The organism is Bacillus sp. NTK074B (genome assembly GCF_017303375.1).
Lineage (GTDB): Bacteria > Bacillota > Bacilli > Bacillales > Bacillaceae_B > Rossellomorea.
The window spans coordinates 202,734-220,460 of the sequence record NZ_JAFKOH010000007.1 but is presented as its reverse complement, the minus strand read 5'-3'; the positions used below and the strand labels follow the sequence as shown (position 1 = coordinate 220,460).

The following is a 17,727-nucleotide window of genomic DNA, read 5'->3' as shown; positions in this document are numbered from 1 at the left end:
GGAAAGCGAGCACCACTCGCTGCAATCAACAGCCACTCGCTACATCCAAAAGCAACAATGTTTACGAAAACAGCCTTCTTTTAAAATAAAAGTCTTGTTAGTAATGAATATTCGGAAGACTACAAAAACAAAACCATTAACTCTTCATCATAATATTCTCCATTATATTTCAATGCTCTTTTTTCCGTTCCGTAGGGCTTAAAGCCGCACGAATGGTAAAGACCCCTTGCTGTTTCATTTGTTGTAACCACTGTGATCAAAAGCTGTTCAATTCCATTTGTTTTCCTGGCACGGTTTACGGCCGATTCCATCAATCCTCTGCCTACACCTTGTCCTCTGTGTGAAAGGTTCACATACATAGCGTAGATGGATGCTTTATGATTCATTTTTATCCCTTTTTCCCGCACCATTGTCACTGCCCCTACCAATTGATTCCCTGAGAAGCAGCCAAACGTGCAGTTCCCATCATGTGAAAGTCTTTCAGCTGCATTCTTGATTGGGTGCTTATGATTTATCGCTTCTGCATAACTGCTGCCAAAGCTTTCAGGGTTCTGTTTCAGCATTTCAAGCCTAAGGTTCCAATAATCCTCAGCATGAGTTTCGTTTAATAATATGATTTCCAATATTTTCTGACCTTCCTTCCATTACATGATATGATAAAGGAAACTATTATATTCTTTATTCAACAGGATTCGACATCCATAAAGAAAATACCTTTAAAATAATGACGATCGGAGGAACTCTCATGAACGATTGCCTTGGCTGCAAGCTTGCCAATGGGGAAGAGAAAGTATACATCGTTTACGAAGATGAGCATGTCACCTGCTTGTTGGATCATGCTCCACATCACCCGGGTCATACACTGATCCTTCCTAAGAAACATAGGGTGGAGGTAATCGAAATGGAGCTAGAAGTGAGCCTCTCGATCATGAAGGCATCACAACTCGTGACGACAGCCATTCATGCCTTATACCATCCATATGGAGTGACAATCTGCCAGAATGGGGGCATCTACAATGAATTGACTCATTATCATATGCATGTCATACCACGAAATGAAGAAGCAGACCGATTTGGTGATTTATTCTTTGGAAATGCTGAGATCGAAGAACCATTCGAAACATTGGAAGAAACCGTAAAAAAAATGAAAAGCCACATCAATCGAATACTGGAATAGGAGAATTCAGAATGACCCTACATAAAGACTTTCAAGATAAAGTAAAAAAATATGCCGAGCTTGCCATCAAAGTCGGGCTGAACGTACAGGCAGATCAACCCGTTTGGATCTCTGCGCCGCTAGGAACAGAAAATTTTGTACGTATCGTTGTGAAAGAAGCCTATCTTGCCGGGGCAAGAAATGTACATGTCCAATGGTACGATGAGGAGATTATGAGAACCCATTATGAAATGGCGCCGGAAGATGTCTTCTATGAATATCCAAGCTGGCTTGCTGCTGCGCATGAATGGGTGGTGGACGTTAAAGGAGCGTTTCTGCAAATAGAAGCTAATGACCCAGATCTCCTAAAAGGAATCGAACCTGACCGAATCCTTAATTATGAGAAAGCCAGTGGAGATGCACTAGATCGGTTTTATGAAGCGATCGAAAAGGACGAAATCAGCTGGTCGATCGTCGCCATCCCTTCCGAGAAATGGGCTGATAAAGTATTTCCCGAACTACCGCAGCCTGATAGAGTCCCAAGTCTGTGGGAAAGGATATTCACATCGGTTCGAATCGACCGTCCGGATCCCATTACCGCTTGGAAATCCCATATCCAAGCCCTCTCCGATAAAGCGACGCAACTCAATTCCCTGAGTCTCCGCAGCCTTCACTATACTGATAGAGGGACGGACCTTTCAATCGATCTGCATGAGGACCATATTTGGCTTACAGGTGCAAGCAAGACACCTCTGGGTACCAATTTCATAGCGAATATGCCGACTGAAGAGGTGTATACTGTCCCTGTGAGAACAGGGGTGAATGGAACGGTCACCAGCACCAAACCCCTGGCCTATAACGGAAATGTGATTGAGGGCTTCACCCTTACTTTTGCTGACGGGAAAATTACTGAAGTGTCGGCTGAAGCAGGGGAAGAGATCCTAAAGAAATTAATTGAGACCGATGAAGGCGCAGCCTACCTGGGTGAAGTGGCTCTGGTTCCACATCAATCACCGATCTCAAATTCAGGTGTTCTTTTTTTCAATACTTTATTTGATGAGAATGCATCAAATCATTTAGCGATCGGATCTTCTTACCCTACTTGCATTAAGGATGGGAACATCTTATCGGATGAAGAGCGTGAGGAAAGAGGACTCAATGAAAGTGTAGTACATGAAGACTTTATGATTGGTTCAGAAAGCATGGATATTGATGGTGTTTGCCGTGATGGAAGAAAGATTCCTATCTTTAGGAATGGGAATTGGGCCTTTTAAGACGGTAAGGTGAAATAGAAAAATATGGACACGATCGATTTGTAGTTTGAAAGAATTCACTATAAAAGTACGTTCTTTCAGATTCATTTTTTGTGAGGACACGCAAAACAAGGTGGATTGATTGTTTAAGATGAGGATTAATAAAATGACATGGGGATTGATAAATTTAAAACAGGAGCAATAATATAAGATCAAGATTCTAAAAGGGTGATCAGGATTAGTTCTCTTATTGGAAAGGTAAACGTTGGTTTTACTCTAATTCCGTCCTCCTGGGAGAACGTCCCATAAAGGTTCTCCTTTTGCCAAAATCCAAAAAGTTGGTCATACCAGTTTAGTTCACCACCATTTACATATTGTGGTAAAATCAATTTATACAACTTTGAAACCATGCCAATGTAACTATGGTATAATTTCTCCTTGTGAAAACCATACGTAGAATATGTACTAAGGAGTGGAAGAAAGTGAGTTTTGAAGGTCAAAAGATTCTGCCAGCCATACGATCCATGAAAGATTTTGATAAAATGCTCGAAACCTCTTTCGAATACGGGGTATTTCTCGATCTTCATGTCGGAATGCTGAAAAGCGTATTTGAATTTGCCCGTAAAGAGAATCGCAAAATGTTTTTACACCTGGATCTCATGCATGGTCTGGCGAGTGATGAATATGCAGCGGAATATGTTTGTCAGGAGATCAAGCCTTATGGCATCATTTCCACTAAAGGGAACGTCATAAAAAAAGCAAGGCAAAAAGGGGTCTTTGCCACACAGAGAATGTTTGTCATTGATTCCAGCGCCATGAATCGAAGCATCGAATTGATTCAGAAGACGGATCCGGATTTCATCGAAGTACTTCCCGGAGTCGTCCCTAAGATCATTAAAGAGATCGGAGAAAAAACTGGTAAACCTATCTTTGCAGGTGGTCTGATTGACACGGTGGAAGAAGTGAAAGCTGCTCTTGATGCAGGTGCTACGGCAATCACAACTTCGAACCGAATCCTGTGGAAACATTTTGACAGGTAAAAAATAATGAAAACCCATTGACACCGCTTTCATTATGGAGTAACATAATGCACAAGTTAATACATTGTGAAAGAGACGAAGAGACTCACGTGAAGTGCCTGTACCATTGGGCATATTCCGTGAGTCTTTTTGTTTTACAATCCAACAGGTTCTGTTTTTAACTTCCAAGGTAATTAATGCGATTATATTCTGTAATTATAGGGTAAACGAGCTTAAAAGCCTCGAAACTGTATTCGATGCACTTGGATGCGATTCGTCACAAATGCCGCGGACATATTTTTTAGATATCGCTTTAAACAGGACTATATCAATCGAAACGAGGGATGTTACATGAATGCATTTTTAGGAGAAGTGGTTGGTACAGCGATGCTGATTATATTCGGTGCCGGGGTTTGTGCCAATGTGAATTTGAAGAAGTCATTTGCTTATAACGCCGGGTGGATCGTCATCACATTTGGATGGGGATTAGGTGTTGCCATGAGTGTATATGCTGTCGGGCAGTTCAGCGGCGCTCACTTAAATCCGGCTGTCACACTGGGACTTGCTTTTAACGGGGATTTCCCATGGACTGATGTTCCGAAATACATCCTTGCTCAAATGATCGGGGCGATTATAGGGGCATCCATCACATATTTACACTTTCTGCCGCATTGGCACGCAACAAAGGATCCAGGAGTTAAATTAGGCGTTTTTGCTACAGGTCCTGCCATTCCACATTATTTTTCAAATTTATTGAGTGAAATCATTGGAACTTTTGTGTTAGTAGTAGGATTATTATCTATAGGGGCGAATACCTTTACAGACGGATTAAATCCATTTATTGTCGGTTTCCTTATTATCGCGATTGGGATCTCACTTGGTGGGACAACCGGCTACGCCATTAATCCTGCCCGTGATCTTGGACCGCGCATTGCACACTTTCTACTTCCCATTCCAGGAAAAGGACCATCAAACTGGGGATATTCATGGATTCCGGTAGTCGGACCAGCCCTTGGGGGATCATTAGGTGGAGTATTTTATAAAGCGATCTTCATTGGACAAGTCACTGCTAGCTTCTGGATCGTTCTGATCATCACATTTGCCGTGCTTGGACTTGCTTATGCAAGTGACAGAAAGACCAGTTTAGCGAAAAAAGTACATCAATTATCAACTGAAAATTAATATTTGGAGGGGTTTTCAATGGAAACATTCATCTTATCTTTGGATCAAGGAACAACAAGCTCAAGAGCGATTCTTTTCAATAAAAAAGGGGAAATCGTTCATACCGCACAAAAAGAGTTTACACAGTATTTCCCTAAACCGGGCTGGGTGGAACACAGCGCAAATGAAATTTGGGGGTCTATCCTGGCTGTTATTGCAAGCGTTTTATCTGAATCCAGTGTAAAACCTGATCAGATTGAGGCAATCGGTATAACAAATCAACGTGAAACGACTGTAGTATGGGATAAAGAGACCGGTGATCCTGTTTACAATGCGATTGTGTGGCAGTCCCGTCAAACAGCCGGGATCTGTGAAGAATTAAAATCAAAAGGATTGAACGAAACCTTTCGTGATAAAACTGGATTATTGATTGATGCGTATTTCTCCGGTACAAAGGTAAAATGGATCCTGGATAATGTTGAAGGGGTAAAAGAAAAAGCGGAAGCAGGCAAGTTACTGTTTGGAACGATCGACACCTGGCTGATCTGGAAAATGTCAGGAGGAACCGCACACGTGACGGATTATTCCAACGCTTCCCGCACCTTAATGTACAATATCCATGAATTGAAATGGGATGAAGAGATCCTTGATATTCTTGGAGTACCGGCAAACATGCTTCCAGAGGTCCGTCCCTCTTCAGAAGTGTACGGAAAAACGGTTCCGTATCATTTCTTTGGAAGGGAGATTCCGATTGCGGGTGCCGCAGGAGACCAGCAGGCTGCGTTATTTGGACAGGCATGTTATGAGAAGGGTATGGCCAAGAACACGTACGGTACAGGATGTTTCATGCTGATGAACACTGGTGAGAAGGCTGTGAAATCTGATAATGGCCTATTAACGACTCTTGCATGGGGAATCGACGGAAAGGTAGAATATGCTCTTGAAGGAAGCATATTCGTAGCCGGTTCTGCCATCCAATGGCTTCGCGATGGATTGCGCATGCTGAAAGATGCAAAGGATAGTCAGGATTACGCAGAGAAAGTGGACTCAACTGATGGGGTCTATGTCGTTCCAGCATTTGTAGGACTGGGGACTCCCTATTGGGATAGTGACGTACGAGGGGCTGTTTTCGGACTGACACGAGGGACTTCAAAAGAACATTTTGTAAGAGCGACTCTCGAATCACTTGCTTACCAAACAAAAGATGTGTTGACAGCGATGGAAGCAGATTCCGGGATTTCCCTCAAGAAACTCAGAGTTGATGGGGGGGCTGTCAAGAATGATTTCTTAATGCAATTCCAGAGCGATCTATTATCCGTACCAGTCGAACGCCCAGTAGTCAATGAAACGACCGCTCTTGGTGCTGCCTACCTTGCAGGACTTGCCGTCGGTTTCTGGAAAGACCGCGAAGAAATTTCCAAGCAGTGGAATAAAGATAAACAATTCGAACCTGAAATGGACACGCACACTCAGCAAGAATTGTATGACGGATGGAAGAAAGCAGTAAATGCAGCTATGGCTTTCAAATAATAGAATCCTATGATATAATGGTTACAAGTTAATAAACGGTTAGAGACTTAGAGAGACCGAGCATACATTATGGCACATTACAGTCATGATGTTTGTTTCGGTCTCTTTTTTTATGGATAAACAGTAAAGTATAAACGATTTCAATAATCCCTAGGAGGAACTTAAACCATGACATTTTCAAGTACTGCAAGAAGAGAAGTAAAACATACATTGTCCGAGAACCATTTCGACCTGATCGTAATCGGTGGAGGAATTACGGGAGCTGGGATCGCTCTCGATGCATCCAAACGCGGAATGAAGGTTGCCCTCGTCGAAATGCAGGATTTCGCAGCGGGAACGTCCAGCCGTTCAACCAAATTGGTGCATGGAGGATTACGGTATTTAAAACAATTCGAAGTAAAAATGGTGGCAGAAGTAGGGAAAGAACGTGAAATTGTTTACGAAAATGGACCACATGTCACCACTCCCGAATGGATGCTGCTACCTCTTCATAAAGGAGGGTCATTTGGCAAATTCAGTACTTCAATTGGATTGAAGGTATATGACTACCTTGCCGGTGTAAAGAGAAGCGAAAGACGGTCCATGCTCTCTGTCTCGGAAACGTTGTCGAAAGAGCCCCTCGTCAAAAAGGACGGCTTGAAAGGCGGCGGCTACTACGTTGAGTATCGTACCGATGATGCCCGTTTAACGATCGAAGTCATGAAAGAGGCAGTCGCTCATGGGGCCACGGTCTTAAACTATACCAAATCCCAACGTTTCCTCTATGACAATAAGAAAGTTGTGGGAATTGAAGCAGAAGACCTCGTTACTGGGGAAGAGATTCAAATCCGTGGATCTAAAATCGTCAATGCAGCAGGACCATGGGTGGATGATGTCCGTGGAAAGGATTACAGTACCAATAACAAACAGCTTCGTCTGACCAAGGGGGTTCATCTTGTCATTGATCAGAGCAAATTCCCTCTTCACCAGGCTGTTTATTTCGATACCCCCGATGGACGCATGGTTTTTGCGATTCCCCGTGACGGGAAGGCATATGTAGGGACTACTGACACATTCTTTGACTCGGAGAAAGCATCTCCCCATATGACATCGGAAGACAGGGATTATATATTGAACGCCATTCACTTCATGTTCCCTGACGTATCAGTCGGGAAAGAGGATGTTGAATCCAGCTGGGCAGGTGTTCGTCCACTGATATTCGAAAAAGGCAAAGACCCTTCAGAAATTTCCCGGAAAGATGAAGTTTGGGAAGCGGAAAGCGGCCTCATTACCATTGCAGGAGGTAAATTGACAGGTTACCGGAAGATGGGGGAACATGTCGTTGACCTTGTTTCTAAAAGATTAAAAGAAGAGAATAAACAAAAGTTCCCGGCTTCTTCAACGAAGCATATGCCGATTTCAGGCGGACATTTCGGAGGATCCAAGAACTTCCCATCCTTCATTGATCAAAAAGCAGGAGAAGCCCTTCATTATGGTTTAACTGAGGAAGAGGGCAGAAAACTTGCCGGCATGTACGGTTCAAACGTGGATCAGCTCTTCAAATTGGCTCATGCTTATAGTGGCACTACTGATGAAATGTCCGTACCTCCTTATTTATACGCCCAACTTATTTATGCCATCCAGGAAGAAATGGCAGCCACACCTGTGGATTTCTTCATTCGACGAACAGGGGCATTATTCTTCGATCGTGAGTGGGTAGAAAAGTGGAAAGAACCTGTCATCGAAATCATGTCGAAGTTATTGAATTGGAATGATGAGCAGAAAGCAAAATATACCGCAGATTTAAATAATGAATTGAAAAATGCGGTGATACCAGTTGATTTACAGGAATAAGAAAAAAACGGCAGAAATTCTGCCGTTTTTTCTTATTCACTTTTCCCCCTCCAAATTGGTAGAATGAGGATATAACTCTATGTATCGAACTGGAACAATTGGACTATACTTTCAACCAACTGTCTGAAGCGGCTTCCTGAATAATGAACCATTTATTGTCTACGGTAACAGAAAAGCGTTGGGAGCTGACTACTTTACTTATCGAAGAAATATTGAATTCAAACGAGTGAACTTGCCCCAAAAGGACTATTACATCAAAATTGAAACATTTGAGGATCGTTTATTTGTTTCGAGTCTTAATTTCTATTCGAATGCAGGGAGATTCGTTATATCAATACGTGCTAAATAAAATTATGCTTACAATTATAGAAACTTACGAAAGGGAGCTGAAATTGCCTAAAGCCTACCGTTCATTTCTTTAGACACCCACTCACCACATCTGGTGACAGTTGTAAAAGAGCCGCTAAAGATTTAAATTTATAATAGATATTGACACGACTCCTTGTCTAAAGGCTGGCTTCAATGGGATGAAGCCAGCCTTTTTTTTGTTTTCTTAAGAATACCCTTAAAGTGACGATTATAAATTTGTTATACTGGTAGCAAAAAGAGAGAGTACGCGTGGGGGAAAAAATAGCCGGAGTGACTGGATTCAACAGCGGCTTCGGATTACTGACAACCTTGGAACGTGCTCAGATTGGGTTTACGGTAATTGCGACGATGAGGTATCCTTATAAAAGAGAGAATTGCTCAAGCTAAGAGCTTAAGTGTAGAACCTTTCATCCGTATTGTGGCCCTCTTAGTGAGTAATGCGGGATATGCAGCCAGGGGATTTGCCGAAGAGATAAGCGTCGTAGAATACAGGGAACAATTCGAGACGAATGAAATCGGTGTTATGAGTATGACTCACTTGTCCTTTCCTATATGAGAAGCCAGAACTGTCTATAAGTCTGAATATAAAGAATTTTATCCACAGGAAGGAGAAATTTTTCAAAAAGGCGAATATGCTAAGGGAGATAGTATCTTTTACACGTGAAACGAGGTGAAAGGATGTACGACTGGATGGGGGCATCGGCTCTTTGTATGAAGGAAGGCCGTTTATTGATGGTATTACAGGGAAAAGAAAACGAGGAGAAGCGGTGGTCTATTCCATCAGGAGGACTTGAACCAGAGGAAACCTTACGGGAATGCTGTAAGCGTGAAGTGTGGGAAGAAACCGGCTACGAGGTGGAAGTTGGAGGACACCTCTATACAAAATGGGGAAATGAGGGAAGCATTAAGACAAAGATTCATTATTATGAATCAGAGATTGTCGGAGGGAAACCAACTCTTCATGACCCAGATCAATTAATACATAAAATCGATTGGATTTCACTATCCGAGTTAAAGAATCTACCCCTGTGCTTTCCTGAAGATGAATCAATCCTTGAAGCATATATGTATAAAAAGCAAAGCGCGACGGGGAATAAAGATGTTTTAGCTAAGTAGACTATATAAACCAACACATTAAGGAGAGATTAGAATGGTAAAACGTACTGGAGAAGTCATCATGGGAGTAATAGGGATTGTATTATCCGCCCTATTTTCCATCATTGGAATTGTGTTGAATATGGGGATGAACAGCCCCGAAGTAATGTCTCAAATTGAAGAGGGAATGGAAAGTGATCCGAATCTTCAGGAATCGGGGATGTCAGCAGGAGATATGAATTCCATTATGGAAGCAGCTGAATCAATGGGATCTTACCTGGTCATATTGGGCATCATTGCAGCCATCATCGGAATCATTGCTGTCTTTACAATTGTTAAGAATAGAAAGCCCGTTCTATCCGGTATCATGTTTATCATAGCAGCACTAGTCATAGGTTTAGGCACCCTCGGTTTCGGATTTATTCCGGGCCTCCTGTTCTTGATCGCAGGCATTATGGCGTTCGTACGCAAACCTAAGAAGACAGACCCGGTTTATTAATAAACTGCTCCAGATCTTTTTTGGTACCGGTTTGTACTCATCTTGCTTTCCAACCGGTTTTATATTATCTTATAAGAAGAGATAATGAAACGAAAAAACAAGAGACACTGGCGGCAACCAGCGTCTCCTGCTACACAGCAAACTGCAAGGAAAGCAGTGGCCCAATAGAGAAAGGAATATAACTCTACCCTTCAAAGTTCAGGCGCTTCATGAGGGTGGGGTTATTTCTTATTGTCATTCGAAATAACTATGGCAATGATGGAGACAATTAAAGAGCCAAAGGTAATCATCAGCGTTAACGCCTCGTACGTTGTCACTATAAGCACCACCTCCTTTACAAGGAAGTGGCCACTCCCACCCTACATTCACTGTATACTGAAAATTATATCACAATCACTCTCCGTGCTTTATAGGCAAGAGGTAGGAAAAGCTTCCCTCGGCAAAAAAAGAAACAACAACTTTGAATTCCCTCCGAGGAACAAGGCATTTCAAACTTCCACTGAAATATGTTAGCATAGATATGCTCATACGAAACGACTACATAACATCACGATAACTCAAGGAGGAATATAGTATGAAACAACGTATAGAACAACTGAAAAATTGGTTAAAAGAAGAAAAAATCGACGCAGCATTTATCAATTCAACTGAAAATGTATTCTACTTAACGAATTTCCACACTGATCCACATGAGCGATTAATGGGACTATTCGTATTCCCGAATGCCGAACCATTTGTTGTCTTACCAGGAATGGAAGTACGTCAAATTAAAGATGCTGGGTGGAGCCATGAAGTAATTGGCTACTCTGATCATGAAAACCCTTGGGAATTCATAAAAGAAGCCATTCAATCAAGAAGCGTAGCGGGAAGCAGGGTTGCTTTCGAGAACGAGGTTGTAACCTACGGCCGCAGTCAAGCGTTCCTAAGCATCTTTGATTCACCGAAAATCGTGAATGCCGAAGACAAATTAAACCAGATGCGATTAGTAAAAGATGAAAACGAGATCGAAATCATGCGCCGTGCTGCTGAAATGGCTGACTTCGGGGTAGAAGTAGGTGTAAGTACCCTTCAGGAAGGCGTAACAGAGATGGAGGTCCTTGCTAAGATTGAGTATGAACTGAAGAAAAAAGGCATTCGTGAAATGTCATTTTCAACAATGGTTCTTTTCGGTGAAAAGGCTGGGGACCCTCACGGAAACCCGGGGGATCGAAAGTTAAGAGCAGGAGATCTTGTTCTGTTTGATCTTGGGGTTGTTCTTGAAGGATACACTTCAGACATCACCCGAACGGTTGCCTTTAAATCCGTATCGGATAAACAAAAGGAAATCTACGACACAGTCCTGAAAGCAGAGCTTGCCTCTTTAGAAGCGAGTAAGCCCGGAAATCGAATTGGAGACCTGGATCAAACTGCCCGTGATATCATCACTGATGCAGGTTACGGAGATTACTTCCCCCATCGTATCGGTCATGGATTAGGAATTAATGTCCATGAGTTCCCTTCCATGAGTCATTTAAATGACGGCATATTGAAAGAAGGGATGACCTACACGATCGAACCTGGTATATATGTACCTGAAATCGGCGGTGTGCGAATTGAAGATGACGTTCTCATCACAAAGGACGGCTACGTCACCTTAACCAATTATCCAAAAGAACTACAAATTATCGAATAAATACGAAGAAGGCTGACGAATGAGAGTCAGCCTTCTTTTAATGATTTCTAAGGGTTGTATGACTTCATACTCAATCCCCCTATTTTATAGAACAAGAGTTCTAAAAAATGCTATAATAAAAGAATCAAAAAAAGGAACAGGAGAATGATATGAAAGTCGTAATCGCTGAAAAACCCGACCAAGGAGCAACCCTTGCCAAGCCTTTTCCCCATAGGAAACGACAAGGATACATTGAAATCCATCCAACCGATGTGTTCCCTGAAGGTGCTTATATCACGTGGGCAGTAGGACATCTTTTTCAGCTTCAAGCACCAGAGAATTATGAAAGCAAATGGAAGAAATGGTCACTTGAAGACCTTCCGATCATTCCTATTAGATTTCAATATGAGTTGCAGAGGTCTAAAGCGAAACAATTCGCCGTCATTAAAGACCTTCTGAGAAAAAGGGAAGTCACAGAGATCATTCATGCAGGGGATGCTGGTCGTGAAGGGGAATTGATCATCCGGAATATCATCTCCATGTCCAAGGTTCAGAAACCTATGAAAAGGTTATGGATTTCTTCCCTTACCGAGAAAGCCATCATTCAAGGTTTCGAAAGTTTACGGGAAGAAAGGGAGATGAGAAGCCTTTATTTTGAAGCCTATTCACGCGCCTGTGCCGATTGGCTGGTAGGGATGAATGCTTCGAGGGTGTACAGTATTCTCCTCAAACAGCAGGGGATGTCAGATGTATTCTCTGCAGGGAGGGTTCAGACCCCGACACTTGCTTTGATCGTGAGAAGGGATGAAGAAATTGATCGATTTAAGAGTGAACCCTTTTGGGAAGTGAAAGCAAACTTTCAAATCGGCGGGTATACCTATGATGGGATATGGCAAAAAGATGGGGAAAGCCGGATTCAATCCCAGGAGCTTGCCGGGAAGATTGCTTCTTTCTGTCAGGATAAGCCCGCTGTGGTAAGTAAGATGAATATAGAAAAGAAAGAGTTCTCACCCCCCTTACTGTTCAATCTTTCAGCCCTTCAGGCAACAATCAATAAAATGTATAAGTTTTCACCTAAGAAAACACTGGATGTGCTGCAGAAGCTTTACCAAAAAGGGATCGTATCCTATCCAAGATCTGATTCCCAATATGTAACAAGAGGCGAAGCTGAAAGCTTTCCTGAAATTTTGACTAAACTGAAAGAATACAGTCCTTACAATCAATGGATCCCAACTCCCCAAGGAAGCTTACTGAACAATAAGCGGTTTGTAAACGATGCGAAGGTTTCAGATCACTACGCCATCATTCCGACTGAGCAAGTAACAGACCCAAAATCCTTATCAGAGGATGAAACGAAGATTTATGATGTGGTCGTAAGACGTTTTATTGCAGCACATCACGATAAAGCCATCATAAATTATACAACCATCATTACAACCGTTGATGGAAGGGCTGAGTTCATTTCCAAGGGTAAGCAGATCCTCCAGGAAGGCTGGCGAAAGGTCCTAATCCAAACTGAGAAAGAAGATGAACCACTCCTGCCACCTGTAAAAGAACAGAATAAAGGTGTGGTGAACAGCCTCCATACAAAGGAAGGCAAAACACAGCCCCCCAAACGATACACAGAAGGACAACTTATCACCTTAATGAAGACTGCAGGAAAGTATATGGAAAATGATGAGCTGGAGAAAGTGTTGAAACAAACCGAGGGACTGGGCACGGAAGCTACGCGGGCAGGAATCATCACAATGTTGAAGGATCGGAAGTACATCGACATTCAGAAAAATATCGTGTTCCCCACTGATAAAGCAAAGGTACTCATAAGGGCCATAGGGCAGAATGTGTTAGCATCTGCAGAAATGACGGCAAAATGGGAACAGCGTCTTCAGGAAATTGGAACAGGCAAAGCCTCAGCCCCTGAGTTTATGGAAAAGGTGAAAAAATTGAGTTCACGCCTGGTTCAGAACGCCCTCGAGGAATCTCGAACATGGAAGTTCGAGGATCTCGATACAGATTCCATCCAACGAACGAAAGGAAGAAAAGGCAAAGGCCATTCCAAAACGAGTGTCGGCAATTGCTTGAAATGTGGTGGGAAAGTGATTGATAAAGGGAAGTTTTACGGCTGCTCCAATTATCAAAGTACAAAGTGCAGCTTTACCATTTCCAAAACCATCCTATCAAAGAGAATCACTCAGAAAATGGTCAAAAAGGTATTAACTAATGGAAAATCTGATCGCATAGACGGATTCAAAAAAGGGGAGAAAGAATTCTCGGCATACCTTAGCTGGGACTCCCATCAAAAAAAGATTCAATTTCAATTTGATGTAGATTAATCAGGATAGAAGTATACGGCTTCATTCACTTAGAGCCGTTTTTCTGTTCCTTTTTCCCAACAGGTGTGAGAATTCCTATTAGAATAAGTTTATTTTTGTGTGAATTGGTTAAAACAATAGAGTGATAGAAAATCAGTACTTTAAAATGGAGGGTGTATATTGAAAAAGATATTAATGGTCTTAACCAATGAAAGTAAAATTGACGATGAACACGAAACAGGTCTTTGGTTATCTGAGTTCGCTGAACCATATGAAGAATTTACGAATCAGGGCTTTAGTGTGGATGTAGCAAGCTTGAAAGGTGGTCGCATCCCATTGGACCCGAACAGCCTTGATGATGAACAAGTGGAAAAATGGAAAGGGGTCTCGAAGGAACTGGATCAAACCTTAGTCCTTTCCCAGTTAAATGTGAATGAGTATTCCGGCATTTTCCTGCCTGGCGGACATGGAACCATGTTTGACCTGCCTGAAAGTCCTGAGCTTCAGAAAGCACTTGCCCATTTTGCCGAAAATGATAAAGCGATTGGTTCTGTATGCCATGGTCCGGCAGGATTTGTCGGAACAAAATTATCAAATGGTAAATGGCTGGTCGAGGGAAAAAGCTTAACAGCATTCACGAACGAAGAAGAGCAGCAAACGGGGCTCGACTCTTTGATGCCTTTCTTGTTGGAAACAAAATTGAGGGAGCAGGGAGCTCAATTTGAAAAATCAGATGCATGGAGCAATCATGTGATCACCGACGGTAAATTCGTGACTGGCCAAAATCCACAATCCAGTCAGTCAGCAGCGGAAGCGTTCGTAAAAGTGTTGTAAACTACCATTCAATTCTGTGATGAAAGAGCATGGATCTTGAGATCCATGCTCTTTTTGTTTTCTCCTCGACAATATCCTCTAATGAATCTTCGTATATGATAAAATTGGGAGAAGAATGTATTGGAAAGGGGAGACATATGCAAGCGATTCGGGTCATCATACAAGTGTCTATTCTTTGTCTATTTTACGAAACAGGCAGGTGGTTGACGAACATTTTTCACTTACCCATACCCGGGAGCATCATCGGGATGCTATTATTATTTCTCTTATTATCAACAGGATTAATGAATGAACGTTTATTAATGGACGGTGCCAGTTTCTTCTTACAACATTTTTCCTTCTTTTTCCTGCCGCTATCTGTTAGCGCCATCGTTCTAGGACCCTACTTCATTGAATTTGGATGGAAACTGATCATTATTCTAGTTGCCAGTGGACTGATAGGCTTCTTGGCCACTTCTGTTTCAACAGATCGTTTCATTAGATGGAAGGAGAATAAGATTCATGACAGGTCTCATTAATCCATTAATTGCGATTGGCCTTACACTGCTCTATTTTTTCTTGGGGGTGAAGGTTTACAAACGTTGGACAAGCCCATTAACGATCCCCATCTTCTTAAGTACAATCGGGATGGTGATTACTTTACTTGCACTGGATATCCCATACAAACAATACGCACATGACACTTCCTTCATCACTTATTTACTTGGTCCTGCGACAGTGGCCCTGGCATATCCCCTATATCAGCATCGACATTTACTCACGAGAAATATTCAGCCTATCCTCATAGGCATTCTGACGGGAAGCGGATTATCCATGTTTGTGTCCTATTGCCTCAGCTTGTGGTTTGACATCCCAACAGACTGGAACCGTTCCTTATTAATTAAGACGATTACAACCCCGGTGGCGGTGGATATCGGATATACCATCGGGGCAAAGATCGAGGTCATCCCAACGGTTGTAATAGTTACAGGGATGTTAGGAGCAATGATCATACCGACGATCCTGAAATGGATGGAAATCAAGAACCCTATTGCAAAAGGGTTGCCATTCGGGGTCATTTCCCACGGGGTCGGTACAGCCCAGGCTATCAAAGAAGGAGAGAGAGAAGGGGCCGTAAGCGGTGCTGCTATGGCATTGACTGCAACCATCATGTCCTTTGTCATTCCTTTCCTTTTTATTCTGCTTTTGTAGAAGTACTTTAAAAAATATCCCCCCCATCAATCAGGGTTTACGATTTTAATAAATATGTTATTTACGGGATGGAAATGGAATATTATTTAAATGAAAAAATGGAAAGACTGAAACCTGATCAACCAATAGATTCAAAAGATGAATGGTGCTCAATTTTGTATTTACTCAACACAACAGGGGCTTTCCCTTTAAAAATGGAGGATCTTTCTGTATAGTAAGAGAAGGAAATTCAATTAGAGAAGGAAGATATTATGATTGTCAAAACTGATGAAGATCTACAGGCATTAAAAGAAATCGGGCGTATTGTCGCCAGTATACGGGATGAATTACGCGCCCAGACAAAACCTGGTGTAACGACGAAGGAACTCGACAAGGTTGCGGGAAGAATGTTTGAGGAAAATGGGGCTGTCTCCGGACCCAATGGAGAATATGACTTCCCTGGATTTACATGCATTAGTGTTAATGAAGAAGTTGCCCACGGCATTCCCGGTGATAGGGTCATAAATACCGGGGATCTTGTCAATATAGATGTCTCAGGTTCAAAAAATGGATATTATGCAGATACAGGCATTTCATTCGTTGCAGGGGAAGGCGATCCTAAATTGACGGATTTATGTGATGCTGCATTAAAATCTTTTCAAGCGGGACTTAAAAAGGCGAGAGCCGGTTCAAAACAAAATGGTATTGGAAAAGCCGTGAATAACGAAGCAAGGAAAAACGGATATACAGTTATCATGAATTTGACCGGCCATGGGATCGGCCGTTCTCTGCATGAGAAACCGGATCATATCCTGAATTATTTCGACCCTTGGGATAACGCCCTATTAAAGGAAGGAATGGTCATTGCATTTGAACCATTCATCTCTACTAAAGCCCAAAACGTAGTGGAGAAAGGCGACGGTTGGACTTATATCACACCTGACAACAGCCACGTTGCCCAAATCGAACATACCATCATCATCACCCAAAACGAACCTATCATCATAACTGAATAAATCATAAAGGGACGGACCTTGATTCCTAGGAATCAAGGTCCGTCCCTTTATGTATATGTTTTGTACAACTACTGGTGCATAAATGAGTAACGAGAAGGATATGCACAATCATTTCTTACCTTTCGTTACGCTTATATATGCTAAAAATCTCCAATAGTATCAAGGTATAGAGAGTTTTTTATATTTTTCGGATAAAATGATTGTCATAGGAAATAAGTTGGGGTAAAGTAAAGATATTGATGTTGTACAAAATTTATACATACTCACCAAAAAATAACAATATTATCGGAGGAACCCCTTAATGGTTGTACTATTCTCTAGAAAACCTAAGACAGAACCGATTGTGGTTCGCGAATCAAATACCATAGTCCTCAAAGACAAGAAACTGAATGAAAGACTTCATTATATGCAGTTTCAAGAGCACCACTTACAGGAATTGAATGAAATCCTCCCGATTTACGACCAATTATCGGACACTATCCTCGATACTGTCCTAGATCACCTGTACAAGCATCCCAGTTTAGTTGAAATTGCTGTGAATCATTCAAGCAGGGAACGATTAAAGGCCGTCTTTCATGACTACTTCAAATCATTATTCTCAGGGAAGCTGGACGATGAGTATTTTGCCATGAGAGAACGAATGGGAAAAACCCATAATCGTAATGGGGTTACAATCGATTGGTTTATTTCCACTTACACCACGATTCAACACCTGTTAATTCCAAGAATTGTGGAATTATATCAAAATGACCCTTCCAAACTCGCCTCTGTACTTATTGCGATTGATCACGGTATCCATTTAGATGCGAGCATCGTCTCAGAATATTAC

General features: G+C 42.0%; 16 protein-coding genes and 3 pseudogenes. 17 read left to right on the top strand and 2 right to left on the bottom strand.

Annotated elements, in window-relative coordinates; all coding sequences use genetic code 11:
* Positions 1–119: 119 nt before the first annotated feature.
* Complete coding sequence (locus JI667_RS13940; RefSeq protein ID WP_244668321.1) at positions 120–623, bottom strand: GNAT family N-acetyltransferase; 504 nt, start codon at positions 621–623, stop codon at positions 120–122.
* A 122-nt stretch (positions 624–745) separates the two neighbouring features.
* On the opposite strand from JI667_RS13940, the gene JI667_RS13935 reads away from it, so the two are divergent.
* The 10 genes and pseudogenes from JI667_RS13935 (at position 746) to JI667_RS13895 (ending at position 9,915) form a co-directional block, all read left to right on the top strand.
* Positions 746–1,177, top strand: a complete 432-nt coding sequence (locus JI667_RS13935) for an HIT family protein (protein WP_206855562.1) — start codon at positions 746–748, stop codon at positions 1,175–1,177.
* A gap of 11 nt (positions 1,178–1,188) precedes the next feature.
* A complete protein-coding gene (locus JI667_RS13930) occupies positions 1,189–2,430 on the top strand; it encodes an aminopeptidase (protein WP_206855558.1) in 1,242 nt (413 codons plus the stop codon).
* Positions 2,431–2,891: 461 nt separating this feature from the next.
* On the top strand, positions 2,892–3,449 hold the full coding sequence (locus tag JI667_RS13925; RefSeq protein ID WP_206855544.1) for a glycerol-3-phosphate responsive antiterminator: 558 nt from the start codon (positions 2,892–2,894) through the stop codon (positions 3,447–3,449).
* 330 nt (positions 3,450–3,779) lie between these two features.
* Positions 3,780–4,610, top strand: coding sequence for an MIP/aquaporin family protein (locus tag JI667_RS13920; protein ID WP_206855542.1), 831 nt, complete (start codon positions 3,780–3,782; stop codon positions 4,608–4,610).
* Positions 4,611–4,628: 18 nt separating this feature from the next.
* Positions 4,629–6,119 (top strand): glycerol kinase GlpK, encoded by a 1,491-nt coding sequence (gene glpK, locus JI667_RS13915; protein WP_206855539.1) that lies wholly within the window; start codon positions 4,629–4,631, stop codon positions 6,117–6,119.
* Positions 6,120–6,287: 168 nt separating this feature from the next.
* Positions 6,288–7,952 carry a glycerol-3-phosphate dehydrogenase/oxidase gene (locus JI667_RS13910; protein ID WP_206855523.1) on the top strand — a complete coding sequence of 555 codons (1,665 nt, stop codon included), beginning with the start codon at positions 6,288–6,290 and terminating at the stop codon, positions 7,950–7,952.
* A 618-nt stretch (positions 7,953–8,570) separates the two neighbouring features.
* Positions 8,571–8,675: pseudogene (locus JI667_RS13905) on the top strand (short-chain dehydrogenase); the annotation flags it as partial.
* Positions 8,676–8,739: 64 nt separating this feature from the next.
* Positions 8,740–8,885 (top strand): annotated as a pseudogene (locus tag JI667_RS24045) (short-chain dehydrogenase); the annotation flags it as partial.
* A gap of 114 nt (positions 8,886–8,999) precedes the next feature.
* The gene (locus tag JI667_RS13900) at positions 9,000–9,437 is read left to right on the top strand and encodes an NUDIX domain-containing protein (protein WP_206855517.1); all 438 of its coding nucleotides are present in this window, start codon (positions 9,000–9,002) and stop codon (positions 9,435–9,437) included.
* Between the two features lie 34 nt (positions 9,438–9,471).
* Positions 9,472–9,915 (top strand): DUF4064 domain-containing protein, encoded by a 444-nt coding sequence (locus JI667_RS13895; protein WP_206855514.1) that lies wholly within the window; start codon positions 9,472–9,474, stop codon positions 9,913–9,915.
* Positions 9,916–10,136: 221 nt separating this feature from the next.
* Here JI667_RS13895 and JI667_RS22725 read toward each other — a convergent pair whose 3' ends face one another.
* Positions 10,137–10,232 carry a putative holin-like toxin gene (locus tag JI667_RS22725; RefSeq protein ID WP_231938044.1) on the bottom strand — a complete coding sequence of 32 codons (96 nt, stop codon included), beginning with the start codon at positions 10,230–10,232 and terminating at the stop codon, positions 10,137–10,139.
* Positions 10,233–10,489: 257 nt separating this feature from the next.
* Between JI667_RS22725 and JI667_RS13890 the strand changes: the two genes are divergently transcribed.
* The 7 genes and pseudogenes from JI667_RS13890 to JI667_RS24040 form a co-directional block, all read left to right on the top strand.
* Entirely contained in the window at positions 10,490–11,587 is a 1,098-nt protein-coding gene (locus JI667_RS13890) for a M24 family metallopeptidase (RefSeq protein WP_206855511.1), read from the top strand.
* A gap of 149 nt (positions 11,588–11,736) precedes the next feature.
* Positions 11,737–13,899, top strand: coding sequence for a DNA topoisomerase III (locus JI667_RS13885; RefSeq protein WP_206855508.1), 2,163 nt, complete (start codon positions 11,737–11,739; stop codon positions 13,897–13,899).
* A 159-nt stretch (positions 13,900–14,058) separates the two neighbouring features.
* A complete protein-coding gene (locus tag JI667_RS13880) occupies positions 14,059–14,712 on the top strand; it encodes a type 1 glutamine amidotransferase domain-containing protein (protein ID WP_244668320.1) in 654 nt (217 codons plus the stop codon).
* A 137-nt stretch (positions 14,713–14,849) separates the two neighbouring features.
* Positions 14,850–15,230 carry a CidA/LrgA family protein gene (locus tag JI667_RS13875; protein WP_206855497.1) on the top strand — a complete coding sequence of 127 codons (381 nt, stop codon included), beginning with the start codon at positions 14,850–14,852 and terminating at the stop codon, positions 15,228–15,230.
* A complete protein-coding gene (locus JI667_RS13870; RefSeq protein WP_206855495.1) occupies positions 15,214–15,903 on the top strand; it encodes an LrgB family protein in 690 nt (229 codons plus the stop codon). Before JI667_RS13875 ends, JI667_RS13870 begins: the two co-directional genes overlap by 17 nt.
* Positions 15,904–16,154: 251 nt before the next feature.
* Positions 16,155–16,898 (top strand): type I methionyl aminopeptidase, encoded by a 744-nt coding sequence (map, locus tag JI667_RS13865; RefSeq protein ID WP_206855493.1) that lies wholly within the window; start codon positions 16,155–16,157, stop codon positions 16,896–16,898.
* A gap of 301 nt (positions 16,899–17,199) precedes the next feature.
* Positions 17,200–17,727 (top strand): annotated as a pseudogene (locus JI667_RS24040) (protoglobin domain-containing protein); the annotation flags it as partial.

Coding starts and splice junctions, on each gene's coding strand:
- JI667_RS13935 (WP_206855562.1), top strand. CDS start 746: ATGAACGATTGCCTTGGCTGCAAGCTTGCCAATGGGGAAGAGAAAGTA.
- JI667_RS13930 (WP_206855558.1), top strand. CDS start 1,189: ATGACCCTACATAAAGACTTTCAAGATAAAGTAAAAAAATATGCCGAG.
- JI667_RS13920 (WP_206855542.1), top strand. CDS start 3,780: ATGAATGCATTTTTAGGAGAAGTGGTTGGTACAGCGATGCTGATTATA.
- glpK (WP_206855539.1), top strand. CDS start 4,629: ATGGAAACATTCATCTTATCTTTGGATCAAGGAACAACAAGCTCAAGA.
- JI667_RS13910 (WP_206855523.1), top strand. CDS start 6,288: ATGACATTTTCAAGTACTGCAAGAAGAGAAGTAAAACATACATTGTCC.
- JI667_RS13900 (WP_206855517.1), top strand. CDS start 9,000: ATGTACGACTGGATGGGGGCATCGGCTCTTTGTATGAAGGAAGGCCGT.
- JI667_RS13895 (WP_206855514.1), top strand. CDS start 9,472: ATGGTAAAACGTACTGGAGAAGTCATCATGGGAGTAATAGGGATTGTA.
- JI667_RS13890 (WP_206855511.1), top strand. CDS start 10,490: ATGAAACAACGTATAGAACAACTGAAAAATTGGTTAAAAGAAGAAAAA.
- JI667_RS13885 (WP_206855508.1), top strand. CDS start 11,737: ATGAAAGTCGTAATCGCTGAAAAACCCGACCAAGGAGCAACCCTTGCC.
- JI667_RS13875 (WP_206855497.1), top strand. CDS start 14,850: ATGCAAGCGATTCGGGTCATCATACAAGTGTCTATTCTTTGTCTATTT.
- JI667_RS13870 (WP_206855495.1), top strand. CDS start 15,214: ATGACAGGTCTCATTAATCCATTAATTGCGATTGGCCTTACACTGCTC.
- map (WP_206855493.1), top strand. CDS start 16,155: ATGATTGTCAAAACTGATGAAGATCTACAGGCATTAAAAGAAATCGGG.